Below are 16,543 nucleotides of genomic sequence, written 5' to 3'. Positions count from 1 at the left end.
CCTTAAGCTTAGCAAAGCCTGGCGAGCAGTCACGCTCCCCTGGCTCAGCCCCCTTTCTTACGCAGCTTTTTCTTGGGCGAGAAACCGGCTGGCTTGGAGCCGAGCCACTGCGCAAACTCCTGCACTTCAGGCAGCGCCCGCAGGCTTTCAAGACTGTTGTAATAAGTCGCCAGCTCGGATTCAGACTTCAATCCATGGATGAAGCTATGACAAGGGCGGCAGACCCAGACTATGGCCTTATTGAGATAATCCCGATCATACTGACGGCGGATATTTTTCTTGCCGTGCAGGGTCTTCGGAATCAAATGATGGCGAGTCAGAGACGGAACGTCGCGACGGCATAGCTGGCAGCCGTCGATGTCACGCGGGTAATTCCGTTCTGAATCCAACATTCTCAGACCCGTTCTCAGCGTCGTACATCCTTAGTGGAGTAAAGCATATAACTTGCGACGGTATGTCCGCACTAGAGGATGCGCGGCGCCCAGCATGTCGAATAGCTCTATCAGGGTTTTCCTGGCGGCGTCATCGCCGTAACTCCGATCCGTCTGCATCAGGTTCAACAGGGCTTCTACCGCATCCTCGAACTTATTATTCATGATGGCGTGCAAAGCGAGTTGAAAGCGCGCTTCGGCGTCGGCCGCATTCGCCTGCAAACGTTGCTGAATATCCGCCAGCGGCGCGATAGCGCCGGCCTTTTCAACAAAGCGTATGCGCGCCAGCAACTGTTTGACGTCCGGGCGCCCCTGAATATCCGCCGGTAAACTGGATAGAATCGTCGACGCTTCGTCTTTTTCTCCCAGTGCGACTTTCACTGCGGCGATATCCACCAGAATCTCCATGTTGTTGGGGTCCGCCTGATTAGCCTCAGTCAGCATCGCCAGCGCCTGCGCGGCCTGACCTTGCTCAACCAGCGCACGGGCTTGCTCACGCAATTCTGCGCCCGGGCTTTGAATATAGCGCCCTAATAACTCGCGCACTTTGGATTCCGGTTGCGCTCCGCTGAATTCCCCCGCCAACTTGCCTTGATGGACCAGCTTAACCGTAGGCAGACTACGCACCCCCAGGTGCGACGCCAGTTCCTGCTGCTGATCTGCATTCACCTTGGCCAGAATAAACGCACCCTGATATTCCGTCGCCAGCTTTTCCAAAATAGGCATAAGTTGCTTACAGGGAGCGCACCAGTCCGCCCAGAAGTCCACCAGCACAGGAACTTGCATGGATTTTTCCAGCACTTCCGTCTGAAAGTTTTCTAAGGTCGCTTCGATAATATAGGGGGATTCGGCCATGTCAGATATGACTCCGGTATATTAATCAGGCAGACAAGTAGCTTCCTTCTATTTGTCTGAAACGACAGGGCCTGCGCATGTCAGGCCCTGTCTCCCGCGGCTAACCGCCGCGCAGGCGCATCCATGCGCCTGATTATCAACATGCCAACATCATTGCCACGTTAATATAAAAACCAGGCGCGACGAAAGACTTCGTCCGCCTGAATTGTCGGGAAAAACAATGCTAAAGAATGTGAGGGCGACTTTTAGCAAAAACAAGGCGTCATGGTCCCATCGCCTCCAAGAGGCTATAATTTAACCAGCTTCATCAGATGTACAGCAGGGCGACGCCGGAATCCGACGGCCAAACCGCCATATGCGCAACAAAGCCGCCACGAGCGGCTGTAATGCTGAGGAGGACACAGTATGTCTATTTCTAATACGCTCCAACGATTTCTGACCAGTCATAACGTGAATTATGAGGTCATTACCCATCCATACAGCGAAACGTCCATCGCTAGCGCGCAAACTGCGCATGTTCCCGTGGAAAGAATGGTGAAAGCAGTTGTTCTCAAAGATGAAAAAGGCTATGTCATAGCCGCAATCCCATCCACCAATCATCTCAATCTACGCGAGATCAATCAGACGCTGAAACGCCAATTATCTCTAGCCAGCGAAGAAGAACTATGCGACCTGTTTGGAGATTGTTCCGCAGGAGCCATTCCCGCTGTCGGAGAAGCTTTTGGCATGCCGACTATCTGGGATGAACAACTGGCTTACGAACCTGATTTCTATCTGGAAGGCGGCGATCATCAGGAGCTGGTGCATATTTCTCACTACGACTTCATGGAAATGATGAAAAGCTGCCCTCACGGTACGTTCAGCGCGCATAACTAACGTCGCCAGAGCGCCCGGGTCGCGGGCGCTCCACTGCTTTTTCCCGCCAGCATTACAACTTACTCACCCATTTTATTGGCTCGCCTCACTTTAACTCGCGTTATTCGTCCCCCATCTATTCGCCATGAGCAAATGGTTATTCATTACTGACAAGATCACCGCACATGACAGAAAGTAATTTTGATTCCAATTCAGAACACTCCGAATACATTGGCAAGGATGACGCCGAAGATAGCCGCGGCGGCGCGCTGGTGCTTCCCGGTCAGGTAATGCCTAAACGCATTTATTTGCTGCCCATCAGCAACCGCCCTTACTTCCCGGCCCAAGTCCAACCGCTGGTCATTAACGCCAACCTGTGGGAAGAAACGCTGAAGCGCGTAGGCAAAACCGAACATCAGATTCTCGGTCTCACTTACGTGGAAAAAATACCGTCTCCAGATGAGCCGCCTGACACGAATGATTTCTCTCATATCGGCTGTGTGGTGAAAGCGCATAACGTGGTTAACGAGCGCGGCAAGCTGCAGTTCATCGCCCAGGGTTTACAGCGCTTCCGCATCACCCAGTGGTTGCGGCGCACCCCGCCGTACCTGGTGGAAGTCGAATATCCGGAGCCGGCGAAAGAATCTGAGAAAGAACTCAAGGCTTATGCAATCGCCCTGATTAACACCATCAAGGAGTTGCTGCCGCTTAATCCTCTGTATAGCGAAGAGCTGAAACAGTATCTGAGCCGATTCAGCCCGGATGAACCTTCTGCTTTAACCGACTTCGCCGCCGCCATCACTACGGCTGAAGGCTCTGCGCTACAGGAAGTACTGGATACCGTGCCGCTACTCAGGCGGATGGAAAAAGTATTGATATTGCTGAAGCAGGAACTGGAAGTCGCCAAGCTGCAAACCCAGATCAGCGCGGAAGTGAACCAGAAAATCAACGAGCGTCAGCGCGAATTCTTTTTGCGCGAGCAACTTAAGGTTATTCAGAAAGAACTTGGGCTGGCTAAAGACGATCGTACTGCAGACGTAGAGGAATTCCAGCAGCGCATGAGCGAACGTCATCCGCCGGACGCCGTACGCAAACGCTTCGATGAAGAAATCAAAAAGCTGTCCATGCTGGAGACCGGCTCGCCGGAATATAGCGTTACCCGCAACTACCTTGACTGGCTCACTCAGGTTCCCTGGGGCGTGCATACTGAGGATAAACTCGACATCGCCCGCGCGCGGGAAATACTCGACAAAGAGCACGACGGACTGGATGACGTTAAAGACAGAATTATTGAGTTTCTGGCGGAAGGCTCATTTAAAGGAGAAGTTTCCGGTTCGATTTTATTGCTGATCGGCCCCCCTGGCGTCGGCAAGACTTCCATCGGTAAATCCGTCGCCGCCGCGCTGGGAAGAAAGTTCTATCGATTCAGTCTGGGCGGCATGCGCGATGAGGCGGAAATAAAAGGCCACCGCCGCACTTACATCGGCGCGATGCCGGGGAAAATGGTGCAAGCGCTGAAAGACGTGGGCTCCGCCAACCCTGTCATCATGCTCGACGAAATCGACAAAATCGGCGCGTCGTACCAGGGCGACCCCGCCAGCGCACTGCTGGAAACGCTGGACCCGGAACAAAATAATGAGTTCCTGGATCACTACCTGGACGTCAGACTGGATCTGTCGAAAGTACTTTTCGTGTGCACGGCCAACCAGTTGGACACAATTCCAGGCCCGTTATTGGATCGCATGGATGTATTGCGCCTGTCCGGCTACATCACCGAAGAAAAACTGGCCATCGCCAAGAATCACTTATGGCCTAAACTGCTGAAGCGCATGAACCTGAAAAAGAAACAGGTATCCATCACGGACGCGGCGTTGCGCCAACTGATCGACGGTTACGCCAGAGAAGCCGGCGTGCGCAATTTGGAAAAAAGGCTGCATCGACTGATCCGCAAATCCATCGTCCGCTTGATGGAAAACCCAGACCAACCGATAAAGATAGGCGTTAACAACCTGGTTGAATTCCTTGGCCAACCTCTGTTCCGTAAAGAGAAAAATCTGCGCGGCGTTGGCGTGGTCACCGGACTCGCCTGGACAGCCATGGGGGGCGCCACCTTACCTGTCGAAGCACAGCTTATACACAGCAGTAATCGCGGCTTCAAATTGACCGGTAAACTTGGCGACGTCATGCGTGAATCCGCCGAAATCGCCTACAGCTATATATCCGCTCACCTAAAAGATTATAAGGGCGACCCAGAGTTTTTCGATCGCGCGTTCGTCCACCTCCATGTGCCGGAAGGCGCAACTCCCAAAGACGGTCCCAGCGCTGGCGTCACCATGGCGACAGCCCTGCTGTCTCTGGCGCGTAACCAGGCGCCCCAAAGCAATGTCGCAATGACAGGAGAACTAACCCTGACCGGCCAAGTGTTCCCAGTTGGCGGCATTCGCGAGAAAGTAATTGCGGCGAAGCGTAGCGGCGTGAATGAAATTATTCTGCCCGAGGCCAATAAACGTGATTATGATGAATTGCCAGAGCACATTCGCTCCGGTTTGACGATGCATTTCGCCAGCACATTCCAGGACGTCTACAAAGTCATGTTTGGATAGCAGTCAAACCGCTTCACATCCTTGGAAACGGATGCCAAATAACGCGCTGGAGCGCCTCTTTTTCCTAGGCCGCACACCGTATCGGAAATCACGTATTATGCGGTTTTTGGTGGAGTTTTATACTGCCCTTTACCAGTTGTGATGATGTTTTGTCCTGTCTTTCTAGTATAGAAAAGCGTTTGAGGTGCTCTCCAAGCACCTTTTTTTTTGCCTTAAATTTTTGCCTCCGAAAAAATGCGCGAAATCCTTATATCCAAGACAAATGCGCATCTTTTCACCGCGACGCTTTGAGGTTAGTATTCCAACTGGTCAATAGGCCAATGGCCTTAAAATAAAAGTCTATTAACGATTAGACCATAATATGCCAGTATGAAGCCCCGTCCGAAAAAGAGCCTCAGAGCTCACTCCACTCGGCGGCGTCTGAACCTGGGATAACTAATAACTTAAATCGGGAAGACAATAATGAAGAAACAGATCGCTCGGAAAGTATTAGGTGTTGGCGCTTCAATTTTATTAATGGGCGGCTTGAACCTGGCTAACGCAGAGACTATCAAAATCGCTATCGCCGGCCCACAAACCGGTGACGTTGCTCAGTATGGCGACATGCAGGTAATCGGCGCAGAAATGGCGGTTGAGCAGATCAACGCAGCTGGTGGCGTAAACGGCGACAAATTTGAGGCGATTAGATACGACGACGCCTGCGAACCCAAGCAAGCGGTAGCCGTAGCCAACAAAATCGTTAATGACGGCGTTAAATTTGTAGTGGGCCACTTGTGCTCCAGTTCCACTCAACCGGCTTCCGACGTCTACGAAGACGAAGGCATCATCACTATTACGCCGGCTTCCACCAACCCAGACATCACCGAACGCGGCTACCAGATGATCTTCCGCACCATCGGTCTCGACAGCCATCAGGGCCCGACCGCCGGCAAATTCATCGCCAATGTGGTCAAGCCCAAGCGCGTTGCAGTTATTCATGACAAGCAACAATACGGCGAAGGCATCGCGACAGCCGTTAAGAAAACACTGGAAGAGCAAAAAATTAACGTCGTTCTGTTCGAAGGCGTTAACAAAGGCGACAAAGACTTCTCTCCTCTGATTGCAAAACTACAGAAAGATAACGTGGACTTTGTTTACTATGGCGGCTATCACCCAGAGCTTGGCCAGATTCTGCGTCAAGCGTCGGAGAAAGGCTTAAGCATCAAGTTCATGGGCCCAGAAGGCGTTGGTAACAAGGACATAAGCCAGATCGCAGGCAAAGCATCCGAAGGCCTGTACGTAACCTTGCCCCCGGCTTTCGATCTGAGACCGGAAAACAAAGATCTGGTTGACGCGTTCAAGGCTAAAAGCCAAGACGCCAGCGGCGCATTCGTAATGACTTCCTACGCTGCAGTTCAGGTAATCGCTGACGCAATCAAAGGCGTAGGCTCTACCGATACTGATGCGATTCAAGCTTACCTTCGCAGCCACTCCTTCAAAACCCCCATGGGTGAAATTGCGTTTGACGAAAAAGGCGACTTGAAAGGTTTCGACTTCGAAATCTACACCTGGCACGCAGACGGCTCCAAAACCGTAGTAAAATAAACCGTATCGCTTCATAACAACACCTTCTTTCCGGTTCGCCGGGAGAGGGTGTTTTTATTAGCAAAGCCTGTCAGATTCAAGGCCGGTTCACACCTTCCGGAGTAACACCCATGCTCGAAGTGATTCTTTACTTCATTCAGCAATTAATTAACGGAATTACCATTGGGAGCACGTACGCTCTCATCGCCATAGGCTATACCATGGTCTACGGCATCATTGGAATGATTAACTTCGCCCACGGCGAGGTCTACATGATAGGAACATACGTCGCGTTCATGGCTATTTCAGGTATGGCCATGTTAGGCGTTGAGTTCTTACCATTAATATTCCTGGTCGCCCTGCTTTCAAGCATGTTGGTGTCCAGTAGCTTCGGTTGGGCCATTGAACGCATCGCCTACCGTCCACTGCGCGGCGGCAATCGTCTGATCCCTCTTATTTCCGCCATAGGGATGTCCATATTCCTGCAAAGTTATGTGCGCTTAGGCCAAGGCTCCAGAGATATCGCCATGTCCTCACAGATAAGCGGTGGCTGGAGCTTTGGCCCAGAAGATGGCTTTCAAACATCTCTTTCCTACATCCAAGTATTAATCTTCATAGTAACGGTCATATCCATGACAGTGCTGACCCTTTTCATATCCCGATCCAGAATGGGCAGAGCTTGTCGTGCAGTGGCTCAAGACTTGAAAATGGCCAACCTGTTGGGTATCGACACGAATAGGGTTATTGCCTCCACATTTGTAATCGGAGCCGCTTTAGCCGCTGTCGCGGGGACATTACTGGGTATGTACTACGGTGTTGTTAATGTCATGGTCGGTTTCATTGCTGGTCTCAAGGCATTTACCGCAGCAGTCCTTGGCGGAATAGGGAGCATTCCAGGAGCAATGCTTGGCGGTATTATACTTGGCATTACTGAGAGTATGACTGCAGCTTATTTCAGCACTGAATACAAAGACGTCGTATCTTTTGCTCTTTTAGTATTGATATTGCTATTTAAGCCCACTGGGCTTCTCGGCAAGCCGGAAGTGGAGAAAATCTAATGCGCAAGAATCTGCCGTTTGCTTTATTCACAGCAGTAGTTACGCTCATTCTAGCGTTTCCCATTCTCGGGCTAAAACTAACCCACGAAGGCACAAAATTAGTCATTGCCGGGGCTTCTTTCAGTACTTACATATACATTTCTTTTGCTGCGATAACAGTGTTTTTCACACAGTTATTTAGGGCGCAACTTGTATCGGCAATCACGGTAATAAAGCCTAAAAAGAACCTCTTTACGAAATTAATGCCGCCCGAAGAAAAGCGTGGATTGGCAGGTAAAGTCTTTTTCGTCGCATTATTAATTGCCGCGATTCTTATTCCATTCAACACTGGACGCATCTGGTCGGACATCGCCACACTCGCGCTAATCTACGTTATTCTTGGTCTCGGACTGAACATCGTAGTAGGTCTGGCGGGGTTATTGGACCTAGGGTATGTCGCTTTCTATGCAGTCGGCGCTTACAGCTACGCTCTGTTGTCGCAATACTTTGGCCTGTCATTCTGGGTGTGTCTGCCTATCGGAGCGTTGCTTGCGGCAACATTCGGCTTCCTATTAGGCTTCCCGGTATTGAGGTTACGAGGCGACTACCTCGCCATCGTGACTTTAGGCTTCGGGGAAATCATCCGCATTCTCTTGAATAACCTGACCAGTTTGACTGGAGGTCCCAACGGCATTGGCGGCATCCCTAAGCCCACTATACCTATGATTCAGACCAACCCCGAGGTAGCTGTGGTGAACTTGGAATTCAGCCGCAGAGCGAGTGAGGGCAATGTGCCCTACCATGAGTTTTTCGGGGTACCTTACGACTCGTCACTTAAAGTAGTCGTACTCTACCTCATAGCCTTAGCACTTGCCCTCGCAACTATACTTATCGTTCGAAGACTGATTCGCATGCCAGTCGGGCGCGCTTGGGAAGCACTACGAGAGGATGAAATCGCCTGTCGTTCACTGGGCTTGAATCGTACAGCAATTAAGCTGTCAGCCTTCACTATTGGCGCAGCTTTTGCTGGCTTCGCAGGCTCATTATATGGAGCCCGTCAAGGACATATTAGTCCAGAATCATTTGTATTCATGGAATCAGTAATCATTCTCGCAATCGTTGTTCTTGGCGGTATGGGTTCTCAAATCGGAGTTATGATTGCAGCTGTGTTAGTGGTATTGCTTCAGGAACTGACCCGAGGATTCGAGGAGTATCGTATGCTGGCTTTCGGCATGATCATGGTGTTGATGATGATCTGGTGTCCGCAAGGCCTGATCCCAATGAAACGCCCACATCTGCAGTTGAAACAGGAGTAGGACAATGCTGTCTGTTCGCGATTTATCCATGAGGTTCGGCGGCCTTCTCGCAGTAAACGGCGTGTCGCTGGACGTCAACGAACGGGAAATCATTTCCATTATCGGCCCGAACGGCGCAGGTAAAACGACTGTATTTAACTGCATCTCCGGCTTCTATAAGCCGACTTCAGGGCAAATTACATTCAAGGGTAAACCTGTTCAGGGCCTGCCCGACTTCAAGATTTCCCGTCTTGGAATGGTGCGTACGTTTCAGCACGTACGCCTGTTCAACCGTATGACGGTTATCGAAAACCTATTGGTGGCGCAACACCGGCACGTCAACACCAACCTGCTTTCCGGTCTGTTAAAGACGCCTTCCTATCGTAAAAAGGAAGGTGAAGCCATGGAAAAAGCGGCTTACTGGCTGAAGAAAGTGGACCTCCTGCCCCTCGCAAACCGTGAAGCGGGAAATCTGGCTTACGGCCAGCAGCGTCGTCTGGAGATCGCCCGCTGCATGGTGACGGGCCCGGATCTGTTGATGCTTGACGAGCCTGCTGCCGGCTTGAACCCGAAAGAAACGCGGGACCTTGACGAGCTGATAGTCAGCCTGAAGCATGACTACAATGTCTCCATCCTGCTGATTGAGCACGATATGGGGCTGGTAATGGGCATTTCTGATCGCATCTATGTCGTCAGCCAAGGCACGCCTTTGGCCAATGGCACGCCAGATGAAATTAAAACGAACGAAGATGTCATCAAGGCGTACCTGGGAGAAGACTAATGCTTACACTCGAGAATGTTTATACCCATTACGGCAAAATCGAGGCTCTCCACGGCATCAGCCTGGAGGTAAACCAAGGTGAGATCGTCTCTCTGATCGGCGCAAACGGCGCAGGTAAAACCACCCTGCTAATGACGGTCTGTGGCGACCCCAGAGCCAGTGAAGGCCGCATCACGTTCATGGGCCAGGACATCACCGAGACGCCAACGTCCGATATCATGCGTGGCGGCATCGCTATTGTGCCGGAGGGACGTCGCGTTTTCTCCGGACTGACAGTGATGGAAAACCTGCAGATGGGCGCTTTCTTCTCTGACAAGAGCGACTTTGTGCGTACGCTGGAATATGTGTATGACCTGTTTCCACGGTTACGTGAGCGCCATAGTCAGCGTGCAGGCACAATGTCCGGCGGAGAGCAGCAGATGCTGGCGATTGGCCGCGCATTGATGAGCCATCCCAAAATGCTGTTTTTGGATGAGCCCTCACTAGGTTTAGCGCCGATCATCATCAATCAGATATTTGAAATCATCGGCAAGCTCAGAGAGGAAGGCATGACCATCTTCCTGGTAGAGCAGAACGCCAACCAGGCGTTACGCTTAGCTGATCGCGGCTATGTACTGGAGAACGGCAAAGTCGTGCTGCAGGATACTGGCGCGAATCTCTTGGTGAACGAAGACGTCCGCAAAGCTTACTTGGGGGGCTAAAAGCCACGCTCCTCTCTATCCGGCGGCGCTACAGGCTAAGCTGTACGCCGCCTTTCAAAAGTAGTATCTGTAGGCGACCCCAGCTTCCCACCTTCCGTCACTGCGATTCCATTCTTGGAACAAGTGCGCCCTGAAAGCATGGTTCTGCGCCAAATCGAAGTTCTGCTCCAGCACACCGCGATAGCGTATTTCATCGCTGCCAAAGTACTCCCCTTCCACTCTCGCGGACTGAAAGCCCCAAGGCAAATTCAATAAATAGCCTGCGCTTGTTCCTGCAGCCGGGTCTATCCAGGCTTTATAATCTGGATCATGCTCCAGGCGCGCAGTCAAAAAGCCAAATAAGCTCCAACTTTCCGTCACGTTATAACTGCGTCCAGCTCCAGCGTTTATTTGGTAAGCTTTGTCACTGCCGACGTCACTCCAGACTCGTTCGAAACCCGCCTGCACTTTCCATGACAACGGACGTAGAAACTTGTTCACAGGGGACTGAGAAATAATATTAATCACGTCAAAGCGATGCAGCTCCCAGCCGTCATTTTCGTAATTACGCAACTGGGCGTCGCCAGCGATTATTTGAGCGCCTCGGGGATACCCTTGCTGACGGTCCAACAAGTCATGATAGCTGTAGCGAAATTGAATCTGAGTAAACGCGTCGCCATCACGGTTGCCGCCCCCAATGGCGGCCATCGTGCTGCCATGCCCGGTTTCGGGCGGCTCAGGGATTTCTGGCGCAACGCTATCCGCTGGAAGTTGGCTTATCCGCTGCAATAATTTAAAGCTACGGCGCGCCAGTTCCGGACTCCTTTGCGTCTTTCTCTGCTCATAGCGAGTGTAGCTATACGCCGTCTGCGCAACGGCGCCCTGCCTGGAAGATGGTAAAGCGCTGAAGTCCATTGACGCCATCATCTCTGGATCTGTCGCGACCTTATAGGCCAGCTCTCTTTCAGAGTCAGCCAGTTGGCGTATTCTTTCCTGCAAAAGCACAGCCTCCGAGGGACGGTAGCGCCGTTCCGCCACATAACGGCCTTCGATAACTGCACGCACGGTGTCTGCTGGAATTGCAGTCAAAGGAAACTTCGATGTCAATGGCGCAGACGGCCTTGCAATTTCCAGTAGCTCAAGAAGACGAAAAGCGCAGTTTTCATCCAGAAAATAGTACTTGAAACGCACGTCTTTCAACTCCCATAGATGCATCAACATGCGCTCTACTTCGTGGGGACTCAGATTCAGGCGATACTCCCACATGTCCCGATTTTCCATGTAGCTGTACTCTTTGATCTTTTCGAAGTAACGCATCATGCTGAACTGTCCGGGGTAACCGCCGGCTAAACCTCGATATGCAAAGAAAATGGAGTTGTCGTCGCCATTAATAGTCGCCCCAAAGTTTAGCGCCCAAGACAACCATTCTGAGTCGTCTTCAACGTCGGCGGGATCAAATCGCAGAAAGGTATGTCCGAACATTGATGATGGACTATTCAAATAGGCGGCTGGGAAGATCAGAGAGACTTGGGACGCGTTTACCTCCTCGCGCCATTGAAGATATTCAGGGCATGTTGAAGGCGCCCTCAAAGCGGAAATATTCGGGAGTTGCGCCTCAAGCCACTGCTTGCGCAAAGGAAAACGGCAGGATGTGCTTTCTCTAATATATGAATCCTCGCTCATCATTAACTGCAAGGTTTCCTCAAGCTCCGCCTCTGCATCGGTCTTTCCCGTTTCCGCCAGGAAAAAGCCGGGATCGTCAATGAAACTTGAATAACCCGTTGGGCTCAGAGAGTCGGGGCGAAAGTGTAATAAACCCAGCCATTCCGAAGATGCCGCCAAGGTTTTGAGCGATGTTTGTGAGTGAGTCAAATCATCAACAACTCCAGGAGAAGCGGCGAATACGGTATTGATAAAAAGAAACATGGTAGAAAAAGCAACGGACAGGAAATGCATAATCCGCATAGGGCGACATGCGCTCTTGATCAGCAGGGGTTAAGAAAAACGAATCAACGCCCGGACTACCGGGCGTCGCTTCATGTTTTGACTTCAAGCGGCGTACTTGGAAAGCCTTGCGTCGGTCTTCATCACATCCATGACGGACTGCATCACCTGCTCCGCCGTTACACTTTCGCTTGGGAACAGCTGATTAAAATTATCATGCATAACCTGGTTAAAGCGTGCGCGGTCTTCCTGCTTGACCTCCAGCGCGACAGCAACGGTGGTCAAGGCGTCTCCATGACCTCGCGCCACGTCCTCAGAAAACTCATCCATGATTGGCGTGAGGTTGACTAACGGCGATCCGCCATAGGTCAGCACGCCATTAGCAGAACATCCATTGGTTCCGGAGGTCATGCCAAATGTGTTATTACCTGAAGTGCCATTAGTAATGGTGGCCAAAAGATGGATAGGCAGTCCACTTTCTCCTGCGAACAGCATGTTGCCCCATCCACAATCCGGTCCCCCAGGGGCTTCAGCAAAAGCGCCGGATGTCATCGACAAAAACCCAACAGCGAGCATCATTTTTCTCATAACGATTCCTCTTTCAACGTTAGCTTATTCTCGTCGCGTACTATTTGTGCAAGTATCAGCGCCCATCCTGGCAACAAACGCCAACCAACTCGAAAACCGAGTTGTGACAAACTCTTTCTGAAATAGACATCAAACAGCTATGCTGAAACAGAAACGCTTGGTCATTTCTCACCAGGGCGTACAGACTTGGCGCCATTACATGGCCCGAGGTAAGCCTAGTTCAGGTATACAGGCAGATCAAATTGTGAACGTCACATCAGATAAATTTAATACTCTTGCTAACGCCGTTTTCAAACTTGGATTGTTAGGGGCGCTGCTTTTTCTTAGCGCTTGTAGTGGACTGCTTTTCTACCCAGACAAGCATATCTATCGCACCCCCGATCAAGCGCAAGTTCGATATGAGAACATTTATCTCAACACACCTGATGGCGAGCGTCTTCATGGATGGCTGCTTCAGGCCTCTCCTCCATTGCGAGGCGTAGTCTATTTCCTGCATGGCAATGCAGAAAATATCAGTACTCATTGCGGCAACGTACTATGGCTTCCGCAACAGGGCTATGAGGTATTTTGTCTGGACTACCGTGGATTTGGCTTATCCTCTGGCAAGCCAGAGATGGCGGGCGCTCTTAGCGACGTAGAAACAGGTTACGAATGGTTGAAAACACGATATCCAGGTGCAAACACGCCATTCTTTGTACTTGGACAAAGCATCGGCGCAGTGCTGAGCATTAATTTTGTAGGACAGATGCCCCCTCATGCGGATAAACCCACCGCGGTCATCGCCGACGCTCCCTTTAGCGATCTAAGGGAGATCGCACGAGAAAAACTTGCAGCAGGGTGGCTGACCTGGGCCTTTCAATATCCCTTTTCCTATATCCTTCCTGCGAATTATGACCCAGAGGATTACGTTGGAAATATCTCACCAGTCCCATTGTTGATGATTCACAGCGTCTCTGACCAAATCATCCCTTATCACCACGGCGAGAGAGTATTTCAGCACGCAGGCGACCCAAAGTACTTCTTAAGCACCAATACCCCTCACACAGCTACCTTTAGCATTGCAGAATATCGCCAGGTATTACTGAACTTTCTCGCCAATCCCAAGCGCTCGCCACTTTAAATTTGGCATAAAAAAAGCCGCATAGAGCGGCTTTTCTTGGGAAGAGAGGAATTAACCAGCCATTGAAGCTTTTTCGTCTTCAGTCACTTCCTTCATAGAAAGTTTGATACGGCCACGAGCGTCAATATCCAGCACCTTAACAACGACCTCCTGACCTTCTTTAAGATAATCAGTGACGTTCTCTACACGTTCTTGCGCGATCTGAGAAATATGCACCAGACCGTCTTTACCGGGCAGGATGTTTACAAACGCGCCGAACTCAACAATACGCTCAACCTTGCCGCGATACAGCTTACCAACTTCCGCTTCAGCCGTGATCTCGGTGATACGGTAAATAGCCTCATCCGCCGCCAGCTTGCTTTCCGCGTAAATACGCACAGTACCATTGTCGTCGATATCGATAGAAGCGCCTGTGTCTTCACAGATAGAACGAATAGTGGCGCCGCCCTTACCGATAACGTCACGGATTTTATCCGGATCGATCTTGATGGTTTCCATCTTCGGCGCGTTATCTGCAACGGAGTCTCGTGGTTCGGAAATCACTTTATTCATTTCACCGAGGATATGGAGTCGCGCATGCAGAGCTTGCTCTAACGCAATTTCCATGATTTCGTCGGTAATGCCGTTGATCTTGATATCCATTTGCAGAGCGGTAACACCTTTTTCGGTTCCCGCTACTTTGAAGTCCATGTCGCCCAAGTGATCTTCATCACCCAGGATATCAGTCAATACAGCAAAGCTGTCGCCTTCTTTGACCAAGCCCATTGCAATGCCTGCAACTGGAGCTTTAACAGGAATACCGGCATCCATCAGAGCCAGGCTGCTGCCGCATACGCTGGCCATTGAGCTAGAGCCATTTGACTCTGTAATCTCAGAGACGCAGCGTACTGCGTAGGGGAATTCCTCAAGATTCGGCATCAACGCTTGTACGCCACGACGCGCCAAACGACCATGACCGATCTCGCGGCGACCTACACCGCCAACTCGGGATGCTTCACCCACAGAGTATGGAGGAAAGTTATAGTGGAACATGAATGAGTCTTTCTTCTCACCTTCCAACGCGTCCACCATCAATACATCACGCATAGTACCCAGAGTCGCTGTTACCAGAGCCTGAGTCTCTCCACGCGTAAACAATGCGGAACCGTGGGTGTTCGGCAGTACGCCAACTTCAATTTTCAGGTCACGAACCGTTTTGGTATCACGACCGTCAATACGTGGCTCACCCTTAATAATATTCTGACGGACACAAGCCTTCTCAAGCTTGCTGAAGTATTTCTTGACCAGTTCAGCTTCAAACTTGCCTTCTTCTTCACCCGCCAGCTCTTCTTCCGCTTGTTGACGAAGCTCGCCCAACTTAGCGTAACGATCAGCTTTAACGCGGATGCCATAAGCTTCACCGATAGAGCCGGCAAATTTGGCCTTCAAGGCCTCCAAAAGTTCAGCATTAACTTCCGGCGCCTGCCAATCCCATTTAGGCTTACCAGCTTCCTGAGCAAACTCTTTAATCGCCTGCACAGCCACCTGCATTTCCTGGTGAGCGAACAATACTGCGCCAAGCATCTGGTCTTCTGTTAACTCTTTCGCTTCCGACTCAACCATCAGAACCGCATCTTCGGTACCTGCGACAACCATATCCAACTTAGAGTTTTCAATTGCCTTGAAGCCAGGATTCAGCAGGTAACCATCTTCGTCAGTGTAACCAACGCGCGCAGCCGCCAGTGGACCTTGGAAGGGAACGCCGGAAATTTCCAACGCAGCCGCCGCGCCAATAATGGAGGCGATATCTGGATCGACATCTTTGTTTGCTGACATAACAGTACAAATGATTTGTACTTCATTCATGAAACCATCTGGAAACAGCGGGCGGATGGGGCGGTCGATCAATCTGGAAGTCAGAGTTTCTTTCTCTGATGGACGCCCCTCACGCTTAAAGTAACCGCCTGGAATACGCCCAGCTGCATAGGTTTTTTCCTGATAGTGAACAGAAAGAGGAAAGAAATCACGACCTGGAACAGCTTCTTTTTCTGCAACAGCGGTGACCAAAACAACAGTATCGTCCATTGTCACCAACACGGCTCCAGTAGCCTGGCGAGCTATACGGCCAGTTTCCAGAGTGACTGTTGAGTTGCCGTATTGAAATGTTTTACGAACTGGGTTCACTTTGACTCCTTACGAGTGTTTTTTAATTTTTACGCTTAAATTTTAATCCGGAATCAGCTGCTACTTACCGATTCGAGCCTTAGATACCCAACAAAGGAACCTTTGATTTATTCGATCTCTCAACAAGACCACAGACTTCTCCAACACTTAAGGAGCAAGGTGTGCGGAAAACGTCCGTCAGCGCCAGCCCCTCTTGCTTCATCTCATTGAGCGCGAAGCTCTTTGAAAATCATCAAGTATCGAATAAATCGGAGGTTCCTCAAAAAGTAACGGGGTATCAAACATTTGATACCCCGGATACTAAAGCAATACCTTTGTCTTCTTAGCGACGCAAACCCAGCTTCTGGATCAGGTCAACATAACGTTGGGTATCTTTGCCTTTCAGGTAATCAAGCAACTTACGACGCTGGTTAACCATACGAATCAGCCCGCGACGCGAGTGGTGGTCATGCTTGTTCGCCTGGAAGTGATCTTGCAACTTGTTGATATTAGCAGTCAACAGAGCAACTTGAACTTCAGGAGAACCAGTATCCCCTTCCTTTACTTGATATTCCTTAACAATAACCGACTTTTCGGTAGCAGATAATGCCATGATTTTTCTCCAAATATGCGATTAATGCGGAAACGA

The 16,543-nt window shown here is 50.6% G+C and carries 14 protein-coding genes; 8 read left to right on the top strand and 6 right to left on the bottom strand.

The window, feature by feature from the left end; all coding sequences use genetic code 11:
* Window positions 1-44 precede the first annotated feature (44 nt).
* Window positions 45-392, bottom strand: coding sequence for a hypothetical protein (locus HCH_RS05655; RefSeq protein ID WP_011395201.1), 348 nt, complete (start codon window positions 390-392; stop codon window positions 45-47).
* A 30-nt stretch (window positions 393-422) separates the two neighbouring features.
* Complete coding sequence (locus HCH_RS05650; RefSeq protein WP_011395200.1) at window positions 423-1,286, bottom strand: thioredoxin family protein; 864 nt, start codon at window positions 1,284-1,286, stop codon at window positions 423-425.
* Window positions 1,287-1,691: 405 nt separating this feature from the next.
* On the opposite strand from HCH_RS05650, the gene HCH_RS05645 reads away from it, so the two are divergent.
* The 7 genes from HCH_RS05645 (at window position 1,692) to HCH_RS05615 (ending at window position 10,121) form a co-directional block, all read left to right on the top strand.
* On the top strand, window positions 1,692-2,162 hold the full coding sequence (locus tag HCH_RS05645) for an aminoacyl-tRNA deacylase (protein WP_011395199.1): 471 nt from the start codon (window positions 1,692-1,694) through the stop codon (window positions 2,160-2,162).
* A 164-nt stretch (window positions 2,163-2,326) separates the two neighbouring features.
* Window positions 2,327-4,744, top strand: a complete 2,418-nt coding sequence (lon, locus tag HCH_RS05640) for an endopeptidase La (protein WP_011395198.1) — start codon at window positions 2,327-2,329, stop codon at window positions 4,742-4,744.
* Between the two features lie 462 nt (window positions 4,745-5,206).
* Window positions 5,207-6,328, top strand: a complete 1,122-nt coding sequence (locus HCH_RS05635) for a branched-chain amino acid ABC transporter substrate-binding protein (protein ID WP_011395197.1) — start codon at window positions 5,207-5,209, stop codon at window positions 6,326-6,328.
* Between the two features lie 110 nt (window positions 6,329-6,438).
* Window positions 6,439-7,365, top strand: a complete 927-nt coding sequence (livH, locus tag HCH_RS05630; RefSeq protein WP_011395196.1) for a high-affinity branched-chain amino acid ABC transporter permease LivH — start codon at window positions 6,439-6,441, stop codon at window positions 7,363-7,365.
* Window positions 7,365-8,660 carry a high-affinity branched-chain amino acid ABC transporter permease LivM gene (locus HCH_RS05625; RefSeq protein ID WP_011395195.1) on the top strand — a complete coding sequence of 432 codons (1,296 nt, stop codon included), beginning with the start codon at window positions 7,365-7,367 and terminating at the stop codon, window positions 8,658-8,660. The genes livH and HCH_RS05625 overlap by 1 nt, the downstream gene beginning before the upstream one ends.
* Before the next feature lie 4 nt (window positions 8,661-8,664).
* A complete protein-coding gene (livG, locus tag HCH_RS05620) occupies window positions 8,665-9,420 on the top strand; it encodes a high-affinity branched-chain amino acid ABC transporter ATP-binding protein LivG (RefSeq protein ID WP_011395194.1) in 756 nt (251 codons plus the stop codon).
* Window positions 9,420-10,121 carry an ABC transporter ATP-binding protein gene (locus tag HCH_RS05615; RefSeq protein WP_011395193.1) on the top strand — a complete coding sequence of 234 codons (702 nt, stop codon included), beginning with the start codon at window positions 9,420-9,422 and terminating at the stop codon, window positions 10,119-10,121. The genes livG and HCH_RS05615 overlap by 1 nt, the downstream gene beginning before the upstream one ends.
* 54 nt (window positions 10,122-10,175) lie before the next feature.
* Here HCH_RS05615 and HCH_RS05610 read toward each other — a convergent pair whose 3' ends face one another.
* Together HCH_RS05610 and HCH_RS05605 are read right to left on the bottom strand one after the other, a co-directional pair.
* Window positions 10,176-11,972 carry an Lnb N-terminal periplasmic domain-containing protein gene (locus HCH_RS05610; RefSeq protein ID WP_041599261.1) on the bottom strand — a complete coding sequence of 599 codons (1,797 nt, stop codon included), beginning with the start codon at window positions 11,970-11,972 and terminating at the stop codon, window positions 10,176-10,178.
* Window positions 11,973-12,149: 177 nt separating this feature from the next.
* Window positions 12,150-12,632, bottom strand: a complete 483-nt coding sequence (locus tag HCH_RS05605; protein WP_041598444.1) for a DUF3015 domain-containing protein — start codon at window positions 12,630-12,632, stop codon at window positions 12,150-12,152.
* Between the two features lie 199 nt (window positions 12,633-12,831).
* Between HCH_RS05605 and HCH_RS05600 the strand changes: the two genes are divergently transcribed.
* Complete coding sequence (locus HCH_RS05600; protein WP_011395189.1) at window positions 12,832-13,752, top strand: alpha/beta hydrolase; 921 nt, start codon at window positions 12,832-12,834, stop codon at window positions 13,750-13,752.
* 51 nt (window positions 13,753-13,803) lie between these two features.
* Here HCH_RS05600 and pnp read toward each other — a convergent pair whose 3' ends face one another.
* Together pnp and rpsO are read right to left on the bottom strand one after the other, a co-directional pair.
* Window positions 13,804-15,915 carry a polyribonucleotide nucleotidyltransferase gene (gene pnp, locus HCH_RS05595; protein ID WP_011395188.1) on the bottom strand — a complete coding sequence of 704 codons (2,112 nt, stop codon included), beginning with the start codon at window positions 15,913-15,915 and terminating at the stop codon, window positions 13,804-13,806.
* A gap of 322 nt (window positions 15,916-16,237) precedes the next feature.
* Window positions 16,238-16,507, bottom strand: a complete 270-nt coding sequence (gene rpsO / locus HCH_RS05590; RefSeq protein ID WP_011395187.1) for a 30S ribosomal protein S15 — start codon at window positions 16,505-16,507, stop codon at window positions 16,238-16,240.
* Window positions 16,508-16,543 lie beyond the last annotated feature (36 nt).

The organism is Hahella chejuensis KCTC 2396 (genome assembly GCF_000012985.1).
Taxonomy (GTDB): domain Bacteria; phylum Pseudomonadota; class Gammaproteobacteria; order Pseudomonadales; family Oleiphilaceae; genus Hahella; species Hahella chejuensis.
This window is presented reverse-complemented; position numbering and strand designations above follow the sequence as displayed.

What these genes read in the sequence shown, in the direction of transcription:
- HCH_RS05635 (WP_011395197.1), top strand. Translation starts at nt 5,207, where the DNA reads ATGAAGAAACAGATCGCTCGGAAAGTATTAGGTGTTGGCGCTTCAATT.
- HCH_RS05645 (WP_011395199.1), top strand. Translation starts at nt 1,692, where the DNA reads ATGTCTATTTCTAATACGCTCCAACGATTTCTGACCAGTCATAACGTG.
- HCH_RS05625 (WP_011395195.1), top strand. Translation starts at nt 7,365, where the DNA reads ATGCGCAAGAATCTGCCGTTTGCTTTATTCACAGCAGTAGTTACGCTC.
- HCH_RS05650 (WP_011395200.1), bottom strand. Translation starts at nt 1,286, where the DNA reads ATGGCCGAATCCCCCTATATTATCGAAGCGACCTTAGAAAACTTTCAG.
- rpsO (WP_011395187.1), bottom strand. Translation starts at nt 16,507, where the DNA reads ATGGCATTATCTGCTACCGAAAAGTCGGTTATTGTTAAGGAATATCAA.
- lon (WP_011395198.1), top strand. Translation starts at nt 2,327, where the DNA reads ATGACAGAAAGTAATTTTGATTCCAATTCAGAACACTCCGAATACATT.
- HCH_RS05605 (WP_041598444.1), bottom strand. Translation starts at nt 12,632, where the DNA reads ATGAGAAAAATGATGCTCGCTGTTGGGTTTTTGTCGATGACATCCGGC.
- livH (WP_011395196.1), top strand. Translation starts at nt 6,439, where the DNA reads ATGCTCGAAGTGATTCTTTACTTCATTCAGCAATTAATTAACGGAATT.
- livG (WP_011395194.1), top strand. Translation starts at nt 8,665, where the DNA reads ATGCTGTCTGTTCGCGATTTATCCATGAGGTTCGGCGGCCTTCTCGCA.
- HCH_RS05600 (WP_011395189.1), top strand. Translation starts at nt 12,832, where the DNA reads ATGGCCCGAGGTAAGCCTAGTTCAGGTATACAGGCAGATCAAATTGTG.
- HCH_RS05615 (WP_011395193.1), top strand. Translation starts at nt 9,420, where the DNA reads ATGCTTACACTCGAGAATGTTTATACCCATTACGGCAAAATCGAGGCT.
- HCH_RS05655 (WP_011395201.1), bottom strand. Translation starts at nt 392, where the DNA reads ATGTTGGATTCAGAACGGAATTACCCGCGTGACATCGACGGCTGCCAG.